The 13,498-nt window shown below is 64.2% G+C and carries 13 protein-coding genes; 9 read left to right on the top strand and 4 right to left on the bottom strand.

Going from position 1 to position 13,498, the window contains the following annotated elements; translation table 11 throughout:
* Positions 1 to 10: 10 nt before the first annotated feature.
* Positions 11 to 1,165, top strand: a complete 1,155-nt coding sequence (gene nadA, locus BLQ58_RS20870; RefSeq protein ID WP_029051229.1) for a quinolinate synthase NadA — start codon at positions 11 to 13, stop codon at positions 1,163 to 1,165.
* Entirely contained in the window at positions 1,162 to 2,025 is an 864-nt protein-coding gene (nadC, locus tag BLQ58_RS20865; RefSeq protein ID WP_092601750.1) for a carboxylating nicotinate-nucleotide diphosphorylase, read from the top strand. The genes nadA and nadC overlap by 4 nt, the downstream gene beginning before the upstream one ends.
* Before the next feature lie 21 nt (positions 2,026 to 2,046).
* On the opposite strand, the gene nadB is transcribed toward nadC, so the two are convergent.
* The 3 genes from nadB to rpmB form a co-directional block, all read right to left on the bottom strand.
* Entirely contained in the window at positions 2,047 to 3,660 is a 1,614-nt protein-coding gene (gene nadB / locus BLQ58_RS20860; protein WP_029051227.1) for an L-aspartate oxidase, read from the bottom strand.
* A 228-nt stretch (positions 3,661 to 3,888) separates the two neighbouring features.
* Entirely contained in the window at positions 3,889 to 4,059 is a 171-nt protein-coding gene (gene rpmG / locus BLQ58_RS20855; RefSeq protein ID WP_029051226.1) for a 50S ribosomal protein L33, read from the bottom strand.
* Between the two features lie 13 nt (positions 4,060 to 4,072).
* Complete coding sequence (gene rpmB / locus BLQ58_RS20850) at positions 4,073 to 4,306, bottom strand: 50S ribosomal protein L28 (protein WP_008644908.1); 234 nt, start codon at positions 4,304 to 4,306, stop codon at positions 4,073 to 4,075.
* Positions 4,307 to 4,693: 387 nt separating this feature from the next.
* Between rpmB and BLQ58_RS20845 the strand changes: the two genes are divergently transcribed.
* From BLQ58_RS20845 to BLQ58_RS20815, 7 genes are all read left to right on the top strand, one after another.
* A complete protein-coding gene (locus tag BLQ58_RS20845; protein ID WP_029051225.1) occupies positions 4,694 to 5,185 on the top strand; it encodes an FKBP-type peptidyl-prolyl cis-trans isomerase in 492 nt (163 codons plus the stop codon).
* Positions 5,186 to 5,211: 26 nt separating this feature from the next.
* Positions 5,212 to 6,177: a 4-hydroxy-3-methylbut-2-enyl diphosphate reductase gene (gene ispH, locus BLQ58_RS20840; protein WP_029051224.1), complete on the top strand. Its 966-nt coding sequence runs from the start codon at positions 5,212 to 5,214 to the stop codon at positions 6,175 to 6,177.
* A gap of 671 nt (positions 6,178 to 6,848) precedes the next feature.
* Positions 6,849 to 8,057 carry a branched-chain amino acid ABC transporter substrate-binding protein gene (locus BLQ58_RS20835; protein WP_029051223.1) on the top strand — a complete coding sequence of 403 codons (1,209 nt, stop codon included), beginning with the start codon at positions 6,849 to 6,851 and terminating at the stop codon, positions 8,055 to 8,057.
* Positions 8,058 to 8,278: 221 nt separating this feature from the next.
* Positions 8,279 to 9,214, top strand: a complete 936-nt coding sequence (locus BLQ58_RS20830) for a branched-chain amino acid ABC transporter permease (protein WP_092601748.1) — start codon at positions 8,279 to 8,281, stop codon at positions 9,212 to 9,214.
* Between the two features lie 13 nt (positions 9,215 to 9,227).
* Complete coding sequence (locus tag BLQ58_RS20825; protein ID WP_092601746.1) at positions 9,228 to 10,382, top strand: ABC transporter permease subunit; 1,155 nt, start codon at positions 9,228 to 9,230, stop codon at positions 10,380 to 10,382.
* Between the two features lie 13 nt (positions 10,383 to 10,395).
* Positions 10,396 to 11,172, top strand: coding sequence for an ABC transporter ATP-binding protein (locus BLQ58_RS20820; RefSeq protein ID WP_092601744.1), 777 nt, complete (start codon positions 10,396 to 10,398; stop codon positions 11,170 to 11,172).
* A 15-nt stretch (positions 11,173 to 11,187) separates the two neighbouring features.
* A complete protein-coding gene (locus BLQ58_RS20815; RefSeq protein WP_092601742.1) occupies positions 11,188 to 11,904 on the top strand; it encodes an ABC transporter ATP-binding protein in 717 nt (238 codons plus the stop codon).
* A gap of 186 nt (positions 11,905 to 12,090) precedes the next feature.
* Here the strand turns inward: BLQ58_RS20815 and BLQ58_RS20810 are convergent, their stop codons facing one another.
* Entirely contained in the window at positions 12,091 to 13,278 is a 1,188-nt protein-coding gene (locus BLQ58_RS20810; RefSeq protein ID WP_092601740.1) for an acetylornithine transaminase, read from the bottom strand.
* Between the last annotated feature and the right edge of the window lie 220 nt (positions 13,279 to 13,498).

Here is a 13,498-nt window from a genome sequence, read left to right as displayed (position 1 = left end):
TACTGCACAGATGACCCCACAATCGATCAAGACCGTCGAGTTCGTAAAGCCGAACCTGGCGGATGCCGACAACGCTGCCGGCGGCAGCTGCGTGGCCCATGCCTGGGCCAAGGTGCCTCCGGCACTGACGCCGGATGAGCGCGGCGCCCTCAAGGACCGTATCCGCAAGCTGCTCAAGGACCGCAACGCGGTGCTGGTGGCGCATTACTACGTCGATGCGGACCTGCAGGACCTGGCCGAGGAAACCGGCGGCTGTGTGTCCGATTCGCTGGAAATGGCGCGTTTCGGCCGCGATCACGCGGCACAGACGCTGGTCGTGGCCGGCGTGCGCTTCATGGGCGAGACGGCCAAGATCCTGAGCCCCGAAAAGACTATCCTGATGCCGGACCTCGACGCGACCTGTTCGCTCGACCTCGGCTGCCCGGCCGAAGAATTTACCGCGTTCTGCGACGCGCATCCGGACCGGACCGTGGTGGTCTACGCAAACACCAGTGCCGCCGTGAAGGCGCGCGCCGACTGGATGGTGACGTCCAGCATCGGCCTGAAGATCGTCGAGCATCTGCACGCGCGCGGCGAGAAGATTCTGTGGGCGCCGGACAAGCACCTGGGCAGTTATATCCAGAAGCAGACGGGGGCCGACATGCTGTTGTGGCAGGGCTCCTGCCTGGTGCATGACGAGTTCAAGGGCATCGAACTCGACCTTTTGCGCCGTGAGCATCCGAATGCGAAGATCCTGGTGCATCCGGAGTCGCCCGCGAACGTGGTGGAGCAGGCCGATGTGGTGGGTTCCACCAGCCAGCTGATTGCCGCTGCCAAGCAACTCGATGCCAACGAGTTCATCGTGGCGACCGACAACGGCATCCTGCACAAGATGCGCATGGCCGCACCGGGCAAGATGTTCATCGAGGCGCCCACGGCCGGCAACAGCGCCACCTGCAAGAGCTGCGCGCACTGCCCGTGGATGGCCATGAACGCACTGACCAATCTGGCCGAAGTGCTAGAGACCGGTCGCAATGAAATTCACGTCGACGCCGATATCGGCCGGCGTGCCGTCACCTGCATCGACCGCATGCTCGATTTCGCCGCGCACCAGAAGACCAATGTGCGTCCTGCCGCAGACCTGGCCAAGGCGGCCGCGCTGTTCCAGGGGGTGGGCCCGGCATGAGCGTGAATCCGGTATTCGACAGTTACGGCCCGGCGCTCAAGGCGGCGCTGGAAGCCAATGTTCGCACCGCCATTGCCGAGGACGTGGGCACCGGCGACCTGACCGGCCTGCTGGTGCCGGCCGACAAGCCGGTGCATGCGCGGGTGATCGTGCGCGAAGCCGCCGTGCTGTGCGGGCGCCCATGGTTCGAGGCGTGCATGAAGGCCGTGGACGAGCGCCTGCAGGTGACGTGGCGCAAGGAAGAGGGTGCGCGCATGGCGCCCGACGACGTGGTCTGCGAGATCGCGGGCCCGGCCCGTGCGCTGCTGACCGCCGAGCGTCCGTCGCTGAACTTCCTGCAGTTGCTGTCGGGCGTGGCGACGGCCACGCGGCGCTACGCCGATCTGATCGCCGATACGCGCGCGCGCGTGCTCGATACGCGCAAGACGCTGCCGGGCCTGCGGCTGGCGCAGAAGTACGCGGTGAAGGTGGGTGGCGGAGAGAATCAGCGCCTGGCGCTGTACGACGGCATCCTGATCAAGGAAAACCACATTGCCGCGGCGGGCAGCATCACGGCGGCGATGGAGGCTGCGCTGGCGCTGCGTACCGAAGCGTCGATCCAGATCGAAGTGGAATCGATTGCCGAACTTGAAGAAGCCCTGGCAGCGGGCGCGAAGTCGGTGCTGATCGACAACTTCACGCTGGAGATGATGCGCGAGGCCGTGGCGCTGAATCACGACCGTGCGCTGCTGGAAGTCTCCGGTGGCGTGAACTACGAGACGATCCGCCGTTTTGCCGAGACCGGCGTCGACCGCATCTCGGTGGGCGCGCTCACCAAGGATGTGCGCGCGACCGACTACTCGCTGCGCATCGTCGGCTAAGGGCGGGGCATCAGCGCTTGATCAGCTCCGATGCTGACGGTGGCGGGCCGCCCGGCCCGTTTCCGGCTGCAGCACCGTGGGCAGCGCCTTCGGCAGTGTTTCCGGATAGTCGCGGCTGTAGTGCAGCCCGCGGCTCTCGTGGCGCGAGTACGCGCCATCGACGATCAGCGATGCCACTTCCACGAGGTTGCGCAGCTCCAGCAGGTCGCGGGTGACGCGGAAGTTCGCGTAGTACTCGGCAATCTCCTCGCGCAGCAGGCCGATGCGGTGCTGGGCGCGCTCCAGACGCTTGTCGGTGCGCACGATGCCCACGTAATTCCACATCATGCGGCGCAGCTCATCCCAGTTGTGCGACACCACCACTTCCTCGTCCGCATCCGAGACCCGGCTTTCATCCCAGGCCGGCAGCGTGATATCGGGTGCGCCGGACTTGCCCTGTGACGCGATGTCCGAGGCGGCGGCCTGGCCGATCACCATGCATTCGAGCAGCGAATTGGATGCCAGGCGGTTGGCACCATGCAGGCCCGTGCAGCCGGTCTCGCCGACCGCATACAGGTTGCCGATATCGGTGCGGCCCGCCGTGTCCGTGACCACGCCGCCGCAGGTGTAGTGCGCGGCCGGCACGACGGGAATCGGCTCGCGCGCGATGTCGATGCCCAGTTCCAGGCAGCGTGCGTGGATGGTGGGAAAGTGCTCCTTCAGGAACGACTCGGGCTGGTGCGTGATGTCGAGATAGACGCAGTCGATGCCGCGCTTTTTCATTTCGAAGTCGATGGCGCGGGCCACCACGTCGCGCGGCGCCAGTTCGGCCCGCTCGTCGTGCTCGGGCATGAAACGGGTCCCGTCGGGCAGCTTCAGCAGGCCGCCTTCGCCGCGCACCGCTTCGGAGATCAGAAACGACTTGGCGTAAGGGTGATAGAGGCAGGTCGGGTGGAACTGGATGAATTCCATGTTCGCCACGCGGCAGCCCGCGCGCCAGGCCATGGCGATGCCGTCGCCGGTGGCCGTGTCGGGATTGGTCGTATAGAGATAGACCTTGCCCGCGCCGCCGGCCGCCAGCACCGTGTGCGTGGCCGTGATGGTGCGCACCTCGTCCGTGGCCACATCCAGGACGTAGAGGCCGTAGCAGCGGTTGCCCGGCAGCCCCAGCTTGGCCGACGTGATCAGGTCGACCGCGAACTGGTCTTCCAGGATCGTGATGTTCGGATGCTTGCGCGCCTGCTCGGCCAGCGTGGTGACCACCGCGTGGCCCGTGGCGTCGGCCGCATGGATGATCCGGCGGCGGCTATGGCCGCCTTCGCGCGTGAGGTGGAAGCCCAGTTCGGCCTGATCGTCGCGCGTGAACGGCACGCCGCGATCGATCAGCCACTGGATTGCCTCGCGCCCATGCTCCACGATGAAGCGCGTGGCTTCCTCGTCGCAGAGACCGGCACCGGCAACGAGCGTGTCCTGCGTATGCTCGTCGTGGCTGTCACCGGAATCGAGCACTGCGGCAATGCCGCCCTGCGCCCAGTCGCTGGCCCCCGTTGTCATGGCGCGCTTGCTGAGGATGACAACCCGGTGGGTGTCGGCCAGCTGCAGCGCGACGGTAAGGCCGGCCAGACCGCTGCCGACAATCGCGACATCGAAGTTCATGGTGCAGGGGGATCGCTTCGGGGGCGAAAGCGTGATGGGGAAAGCTGGCAAGTCTACACCGGCTTGCCGCGAAACTGACATCTTTCCCTTGTCCGACAAGGGTTGGCGGGGTGTGGGTACGTTGACGCCACAACGCCCGCAGCGCGCCAGCCCGTGGCAATCGAATCGGACGCCCCAAAGCAAAAAGCCCCGCGAGGGCGGGGCTTTCGGCTGAAGACCAGGGATCAATTACTTGATCTTGGTTTCCTTGTAAGGCACGTGCTTGCGGGCGATGGGATCGAACTTCGAGATCTCCATCTTTTCCGGCATGGTGCGCTTGTTCTTGGTGGTCGTATAGAAATGACCGGTACCTGCGGTCGATTCCAGCTTGATCTTGTCGCGTCCGCCTTTGCTGGCCATGATTTACTCCTTATTAGACTTCGCCGCGTGCGCGCAGGTCTGCGAGCACGGCGTCGATGCCTTTCTTGTCGATCAGGCGCAGACCGGCGTTCGAGACGCGCAGGCTCACCCAGCGGTTTTCCGATTCAACGAAGAAGCGGCGGTTCTGCAGATTGGGCAGAAAACGGCGCTTGGTCTTGTTGTTTGCGTGGGAAACGTTGTTGCCGACCATCGGCGCTTTCCCGGTCACTTGACAGACGCGTGCCATGAAGCACTCCTAAATCTTATTCGTGGACAATGTTCGCAACAGATCAACAAAAGGCGCACGGGCCCGGACTGCAGCGGATTGGTACTTCAGCGAAACGAACATTATAGACCGGATTCGAGCGGCGAATCAATGCCTTCCGGCAGATTCGGAAGGGGGCTGTTGCGCCGTGCCGCCTGCGTCACGTGGCGTGACGCCCGGAAGCCGGTCCTGCTCTGGACGCACCACGGACGACAGTGGTGCGGGGCCACACTGTAATGGGGCCGGGGCGCCCTGTCCAGCGCGGCGACGGCGGGGCAGCTTCGTCGATTTCCGACACGGGGGCGCGGCCGTATCCGGCGGCGGACGGTCCAGTCGCATACAATGGCGGCTGTTGACCGGTTGACTCCCATGACTTTGCAAACTTCTTCGGCGCAGGCCGCCGCTGGTGGCGCGTCCGCGCGCAAGACCGTCCAGGCCGATTCCTTCCTGACGCTTCATTACAGTATCGCCCTCGAAAACGGCACCGAAGTGGTGAGCACGTTCGAGGAAAAGCCCGCCACGCTGCTGCTGGGCCAGGGCCAGCTTGCCCCGACGCTGGAGCAGGCGCTGCTGGGCATGCCCGAGGGCGACCGCATGACGTACCGCCTCGATGCCGAACACGCGTTCGGCCCGCGCAATCCTGAACTGCTGCAGTGGGTCTCGCTGGCCACGCTGCGCGAGAACAGCTCGTTCGAAGAGGAATACACGCCCGGCGATCTCGTCGAATTCAACGCGCCCGGCGGCGGCAAGTACGCCGGCGTGCTGAAGGAATACGGCGACACCGCGGCGCTCTTCGATTTCAACCACCCGCTGGCCGGACAGACGATCCTGTTCGACGTCCAGCTGATCGGAATTCTCTGATGTCCGCCGTGGCGATGGAACGCAGCATGACCGAACTCACTACCTCTGCCGACGCCGAAATCCTGATGGCGCAGCCGCGCGGCTTCTGCGCCGGCGTGGACCGCGCCATCGAAATCGTCGAACGCGCACTGTCGCGCTTTGGCGCACCGATCTACGTGCGTCACGAGATCGTGCACAACGCCTACGTGGTGGCCGACCTGCGCAAGAAGGGCGCGATCTTCATCGACGAACTGGACGAAGTGCCAGCCGGTTCGACCGTCATCTTCAGCGCGCACGGCGTGTCGAAGGAAGTGCGCGCCGATGCCACGCGCCGTGGCCTCACGGTGTTCGATGCCACCTGCCCTCTGGTGACCAAGGTCCACGTCGAAGTGGGCAAGATGCGCGCCGAAGGCTGCGAGATCATCATGATCGGCCACAAGGGGCATCCCGAGGTGGAAGGCACGATGGGCCAGTCCGAGCAGGGCATGCTGCTGGTGGAGTCGGTGGAAGATGTGAACCGCCTTGCGGTTGCCAACCCGGCGCAACTGGCCTACGTCACGCAGACCACGCTGTCGGTGGACGAGACGGCCGAAATCGTGGCCGCGCTCAAGTCGCGCTTCCCGGAGATCCGCGAGCCGAAGAAGCAGGACATCTGCTATGCCACGCAGAACCGCCAGGACGCCGTGAAGTTCATGGTGCCGCAGGTGGAAGTGGTGATCGTGGTGGGCAGCCCGAACAGCTCGAACTCGAACCGCCTGCGCGAACTGGCCGACCGCCTTGGCGTGCCGGCCTACATGGTGGACGACCCCGAGCAGCTCAAGCCCGAGTGGGTGGCTGGCAAGCGCCGGATCGGCCTGACCGCCGGCGCATCGGCGCCCGAGGCGCTGGCCCAGGCCATCGTCGAGCGCCTGCGCACGTTCGGCGTCAAGAGCGTGCGGGCCCTGGAGGGCGTGGAAGAGAACATGTCGTTCCCGCTGCCGCGCGGTCTGGCGAGCGTGTCGGTTCAGTCCTGACGACCCCGCCCGCTTCCTGACTTTTCCGAACGCCGCTGGCCAGCCGCCAGCGGCGTTTGCGTTTCAAGGGCATCCCGCTTCGATCGCGGCCCCCGTTATGGCGCCCCTTTCCGAATCCCGTTGCCACGCGTTGCACCGCCCCGGTGCGTCCAGCAGTATCTTTCTCAATACATTGCAATACGCCTTGCGCGGCGCAATGCCTTATTTGACGTGATTATCCCGGCGGTACCTGTACGAACACGCAGACAATATCAGGGTAATCCCGGGGAATGGGGTTTTCCCTATTATGGTGCGGCGCTACATTCTGCACATTAGAGCAGGCGTCCGGTAAATGGAATGAAATGCCTAATTAATAGCAAGGCATTATGGGTGGCGCCGGGACGGCTTAATTCGTGCGCTGTGCGGCGCCTCAGGCGCTGCAGGCATGATTCTTGAAAGGGAAGGAGACGGGTCTGCCGAGTGGGCGGAGATTGCCCCAATCTGTGCATTGGGGAAATTCCCTAGCTCATTTGGCGGGTAAATGGTTCAGGTTGTTGCGTCGCGTATTGCATCCGCAAAGAAAGGGGATACAATGCGCGCGTTTCAAATTGAAACTAAACAAAGGCGGTCCAGGGAATACGTCCGGGAGGCGTAGTTATTTCCCTGTTTTTGTGAATCCTAGGAGATCACTCATGCAATTCACGTTTGCCAAGATTCTGCCGATCGCGGCCGCTGTGGCGCTGGTCGCTGCATGTGGCAAGAAGGAAGAAAAGCCGGCCGATGCGGCAGCATCTGCTCCGGCGGCCGCCGCGGCGCCTGCCGCTGCCGGTGGCGGTGAAACCGTCGTCAAGATCGGCCACGCCGCTCCGCTGACGGGCGGCATTGCCCACCTTGGCAAGGACAACGAAAACGGCGCGCGCCTGGCCGTCGAGGAAGTGAACAAGACCGGTCTGGAGATCGGCGGCAAGAAGATCAAGCTGGAGCTGGTGGGCGAAGACGACGCCGCCGATCCGAAGACCGGTACTGCCGTGGCCCAGAAGCTGGTGGATGCCAAGGTCGTGGCCGTGGTGGGTCACCTGAATTCGGGCGTGTCGATTCCGGCCTCGAAGATCTACAGCGACGCCGGCATCACGCAGATCTCGCCGTCGTCGACCAACCCCGACTACACGAAGCAGGGCTTCAAGACCACGTACCGCGTGGTGGCCACCGACGCCCAGCAGGGCCCGGCACTGGCCAACTACGCCGCCAAGAGCCTGCACGCCAAGAGCGTGGCGATCGTCGACGACGCCACCGCCTACGGCAAGGGTCTGGCCGACGAGTTCGAGAAGACCGCCAAGGCCGCCGGCGTGAACGTGGTGGCACGTGAAGCCACCAACGACAAGGCCACCGACTTCAAGGCGATTCTGACCAAGATCAAGGGCAAGAAGCCGGACGTGATCATGTACGGCGGCATGGACGCCACCGGCGGCCCGTTCGCCAAGCAGGCCAAGGAACTGGGCATCACGTCCAAGATCGTTGGCGGCGACGGCGTGTGTACCGACAAGGTGGCCGAACTGGCTGGCGACGCAGTGACCAACATCATCTGCTCGGAAGCCGGCCTGGCCCTGTCGAAGATGGAAACGGGCGCCGATTTCGAGAAGCGTTACCAAACCCGTTTCAACTCGCCAGTGCAGATCTACGCACCGTTCACCTATGACGCCGTCATGGTGATCGTGGATGCGATGAAGCGTGCCAACTCGACCGAACCGGCTGCCATCCTGGCCGAAATGCCCAAGACGAACTACAAGGGCGTGATCGGCAACATCGCCTTCGACGAGAAGGGCGACATGAAGGAAGGCACCATCACGCTGTACGAGTACAAGGACAAGAAGAAGTCCGTCCTCGACGTCGTGAAGATGTAATCCGGGGCTTACCGTCCCAGACGAACGGCACCGTGAGTACCTTGCGGTGCCGTTCTTTTTAGTCTCGCCAACGTGTTATGAGCATCCTTACCATGGGTGGAACAGGGCGGGCAGCACACCAGCAAAACTGATTACCAACCTACCCGACCTATCCAACATTACCGTCCCTTCCGCGGCATCCACACCATGCCGGCCGGAGCGGGGCTGAAGCAGGAGTTTTCATGGATATCTTTATCCAGCAGATCGTGAACGGTCTGGTGCTCGGCAGCATCTATGCGCTGATCGCACTGGGCTACACCATGGTCTACGGCATTCTGGGCATCATCAACTTCGCTCACGGCGACGTCCTGATGATTGGCGCGCTGACCGCTTTGTCGGCAATCATGGGGCTGCAGAAATTCGCCCCCGGCCTGCCCGAATGGCTGACGCTGGTGATCGCCACGCTGATCGCCATGCCCGTCTGTGCAGTGCTTGCCTATACGATTGAACGCGTGGCCTACCGGCCGTTGCGCAATGCGCCGCGCCTGGCCCCGCTGATTACCGCGATCGGTGTCTCGATCATCCTCCAGACCATGGGGATGCTGATCTGGTCGCGTAACCCGCTGACGTTCCCGCAGCTGCTGCCTTCGGACCCGATCGACATCGGCTCCACCGGCGCCACCATCACCGGCAAGGAAATGGTCATCATCGGCCTGGCCGTGATGGTCATGGCAGGCCTGCTGGCCCTGGTCAACCGCACCAAGCTCGGCCGCGCCATGCGCGCCACCGCCGAGAACCAGAAGGTGGCGGGCCTGATGGGCGTGAACCCCAACTTCGTGATTTCGGCCACGTTCATGATCGGCGCCACGCTGGCGGCGCTGGCAGGCGTGATGATGGCCACCAACTACGGCAACGCCCACTTCTACATGGGCTTCATCCCTGGCCTGAAGGCGTTCACCGCCGCCGTGCTGGGCGGCATCGGCAACCTGGCGGGCGCCATGGTGGGCGGGATGCTGCTGGGGCTGATCGAGGCGCTGGGCGCCGGCTACATCGGCGACCTGACCAATGGCGTGTTCGGCTCGAACTACCAGGACGTGTTTGCCTTCATCGTGCTGATTACCGTACTCGTGTTCCGTCCGTCCGGCATCATGGGCGAACGCGTGGCCGACCGGGCTTGAGGGGAGAGAATCCATGAATACTCCGATTCCATCCACGGCCGTGGCGGCACCGTCGCGTGTCCCGGCCAAGACCCTGGCGGCCTTGCTGGCCTTCCTGGTGGTGGCACTGTGCGCACCGTTCTTCGTCCAGACCTTTGGCGGCAACTACTGGGTGCGCGTGCTCGACTTCGCGCTGCTCTACATCATGCTGGCGCTGGGCCTGAACATCGTGGTGGGCTTTGCCGGCCTGCTTGACCTGGGCTACATCGCGTTCTACGCGGTGGGGGCCTACAGCATGGCGCTGCTCGGTTCGCCGCACCTGGCCAACCAGTTCGAGTGGATCCACCAGCTGTTCCCGAACGGCCTGCACCTGACGATGTGGCTGGTGCTGCCATGCGCGGTGCTGATCGCGGCCACGTTCGGGGTGCTGCTGGGGGCGCCGACGCTGAAGCTGCGTGGCGACTACCTGGCCATCGTGACCCTGGGCTTCGGCGAGATCATCCGGATCTTCATGAACAACCTGGACCGTCCGGTGAACATCACCAACGGCCCCAAGGGCATCACGGCGGTGGACCCGGTGCATATCTTCGGCTTCGACTTCTCGAAATCGCACGAGATCTTCGGGTTCAAGTTCACGCCGGTCTTCATGTACTACTACCTGCTGGTGTTCCTGGTCATCGTGATCGTGTTCATCTGCCTGCGCCTGCAGAACTCGCGGATCGGCCGGGCCTGGGTGGCCATCCGTGAAGACGAGATCGCGGCCAAGGCGATGGGGATCAACACCCGCAACATGAAGCTGCTGGCCTTTGCCATGGGTGCGTCGTTCGGCGGCGCCTCGGGTGCGGTGTTCGGCGCGTTCCAGGGCTTTGTCTCGCCGGAATCGTTCACGCTGTGGGAATCGATCTACATCCTGGCCATCGTCGTGCTGGGCGGCATGGGCCATATCCCGGGCGTGATCCTGGGCGGCATCCTGCTGGTGGGCTTCCAGGAACTGCTGCGCGTGGTGGCGGAACCGATCCAGACCGGCCTGTTCGGGCACGTGATCGTCGACGCCGAGGTGCTGCGTCAGCTGCTGTTCGGCCTGGCCCTGGTGGCGGTGATGCTGTATCGCCCGGCGGGCATCTGGCCGTCGCCGCGCAAGGAAGACCGCCCGGTGGTGCGCCGCGCGGGCAACGTGGGCCGTTTCTGAGCAGGAGGACAACATGAGCAATTCCGAATTCCTCCTGTCCGTACAGGGGGTCAACAAGCGTTTCGGCGGCCTGCAGGCGCTGTCCGATGTGGGCCTGCAGATCAAGCCCGGTGAAATCTACGGCCTGATCGGCCCGAACGGCGCCGGCAAGACCACGTTCTTCAACGTGATCACGGGCCTGTACACGCCCGATTCGGGCGAGTTCGTGCTGGGCGGCAAGCCGTACCAGCCGACCGCCGTGCACGAGGTGGCCAAGACCGGCATCGCGCGGACGTTCCAGAACATCCGCCTGTTCGGCGACATGACCGCGCTGGAAAACGTGATGGTGGGCCGCCATGTGCGGACCAAGGCCGGCCTGTTCGGCGCGGTGTTCCGTCCGCCTTCGGTGCGCCGGGAGGAAGAGGGCATCGAGGACATGGCGCACGACCTGCTGGACTACGTGGGCATTGGCAAATACGCCAATTTCACGTCGAAAAACCTGTCGTACGGCCACCAGCGCCGTCTGGAGATCGCCCGGGCGCTGGCCACCGAGCCCAAGCTGCTGGCGCTGGACGAGCCCGCGGCCGGCATGAACGCCACCGAGAAGGTGGAACTGCGCGGCCTGCTGGAAAAGATCAAGAACGATGGCAAGACCATCCTGCTGATCGAGCACGACGTGAAACTGGTGATGGGCCTGTGCAACCGCCTGACCGTGCTGGACTACGGCAAGGTCATCGCGCAGGGCCTGCCGCATGAAGTCCAGAGCAATCCTGCCGTGATCGAGGCCTACCTCGGCGCGTCGGCGCACTAAGGCGGGAGAGAAGCAATGCCACAAACGATTCTGAAGATTGCGGGCCTGAAGGTGGCCTATGGCGGCATCCAGGCCGTCAAGGGTGTCGATCTGGAGATCCAGGACGGCGAACTCGTGACGCTGATCGGCGCCAACGGCGCCGGCAAGACCACGACCATGAAGGCCATCACCGGCCTGCAGGGCTGGGCCGGCGGCGACGTGGAGTACATGGGCAAGTCCATCAAGGGCGTGCCCAGCTACACGCTGCTCAAGCAGGGCCTGGCGATGGTGCCGGAAGGCCGCGGCGTGTTCGCGCGCATGACGATCACCGAGAACCTGCAGATGGGCGCGTACACGCGCAACGACGAGGCCGGCATCAAGGCCGACATCGATCGCATGTTCGAGACGTTCCCGCGCCTGAAGGAGCGTGCCAACCAGCTGGCCGGCACGATGTCCGGCGGCGAGCAGCAGATGCTGGCCATGGCGCGTGCGCTGATGAGCCAGCCCAAGCTGCTGCTGCTGGACGAACCGTCGATGGGTCTGTCGCCGATCATGGTCGAGAAGATCTTCGAGGTGGTGCGTACCGTGTCGGGGCAGGGCGTGACCGTGCTGCTGGTGGAGCAGAACGCGCGCTTGGCGCTGCAGGCCGCGCACCGCGGCTATGTGATGGAGTCGGGCCTGATCACGATGAGCGGCGACGCCAAGCAGATGCTGGACGATCCGAAGGTGCGCGCCGCGTATCTGGGCGAGTAAGGTTGTTTCCCCTCTCCCGCGCGCGGGAGAGGGGGGCGGGGGAGAGGGCCCGGCGGTTCAAATTGCAACAGACTGCAAGCAGAACCGCATTACCCTCTCCCCAGCTCCTCTCCCACGTCGTGGGAGAGGAAAGCAAACACCTGCTGCTTCAAACGAAAAAGCCTCGCTTTCGCGAGGCTTTTTTGCTTACGCCAGCTTCTTCAGCAGATCGCGCAGCATGCCGATCATCTGGTCGATCTCTTCACGCGTCACGTTCAGGGCCGGCATGAAGCGCAGCAGGTTCGGGCGCGGCGCGTTGAGCAGCAGGCCGGTCGGATTCATCTCGCGCGCTTCTTCGACGATCTGCGGGCCGATGTCCTTGCCCAGCACCAGCGCGCGCAGCAGGCCTTCGCCGCGTTCGCCGCCCAGGCCGAACTCGGCCGACAGGGCCAGCAGCTGCTCGCGCAGGTATTCGCCCTTGGCCTTCACGTCGTCCAGGAAGCCCGGCGCGGTCAGCTGCGAGATCACCGAGCTGCCCACCGCCGTCATCAGCGGGTTGCCGTTGTACGTGCCGCCCTGGTCGCCGGCCTCGAAGCTGGCCACGTCGGCCTTGCACAGCAGCGCCGACAGCGGTACGCCGCCTCCAATGCCCTTGCCCAGCGTCATGATGTCCGGCTCCACGCCCGACAGTTCGTACGCGAACAGCGTGCCGCAACGGCCGCAGCCGGTCTGCACTTCATCGACGATCAGCAGCAGCTTGTGCTTGTCGGCCAGCGCGCGCAGGCCCTGCATGAACTCGCGGCTGGCCGGAATCACGCCGCCTTCGCCCTGCACCGGTTCCAGCATGATGCCGACGGTCTTGTCGGTGATCAGCTTTTCCACCGAAGCCAGGTCGTTCAGGTTGGCCTTCGGGAAGCCCGGCACCTGCGGCGCGAAGATGGTGTCCCAGCCGGCCTTGCCCGACGCGCTCATGGTCGCCAGCGTGCGGCCATGGAAGCTGTGGTCCATCGTGATGATCTCGAACGCGCCGTTCTTGTGCTTGCGGCCCCATTTGCGCGCCAGCTTGATCGCGCCTTCGTTGGCTTCGGCGCCGCTGTTGGCGAAGAACACCTTGTCGAAGCAGCTGTTGTCGGTCAGCTGCTGCGCGAGCTTCAGCATCGGCTCGTTGTAGAAGGCCGGGCTTGGGTTCAGCAGCTTGCGGGCTTGCTGTTCCAGCGCCTGGATCATGCCCTCGTTCGAGTGGCCCAGCGCGTTGACCGCCCAGCCCTGCACGAAATCCAGATAGCGCTTGCCGTTATGGTCCGTCAGCCACGAACCCTTGCCTTCGGTGAAGACCAGTTCGGGGCGGTTGGTGATGTACATCAGCGATTGGACGGGAAACTCAGCAAATGCCATGGCGGACTCCTGGGATCGGCATGAAAAGAGGGACGGAGAAAAGCAAAAAGCCACGGGGGCTGCCCGTGGCTTGTTGACCTGAACAAACGCTGTCTACGGTCAGCCGCGCGGCACCCCGGAGGGGAGCAACGTACGTGCGCGGCGTCGGATCATGGCGGAGTTCATGGCGGCCAATATAAGACGCATGCGCCCGGGTGTCAAAGCGAAATTTGGCAGACCC

Origin of the sequence: Ralstonia sp. 25mfcol4.1 (assembly GCF_900104095.1) — a bacterium.
GTDB lineage: Bacteria > Pseudomonadota > Gammaproteobacteria > Burkholderiales > Burkholderiaceae > Cupriavidus.
Note: the sequence above shows the minus strand (reverse complement) of the source record. Positions and strands in the feature narration are given on the sequence as shown.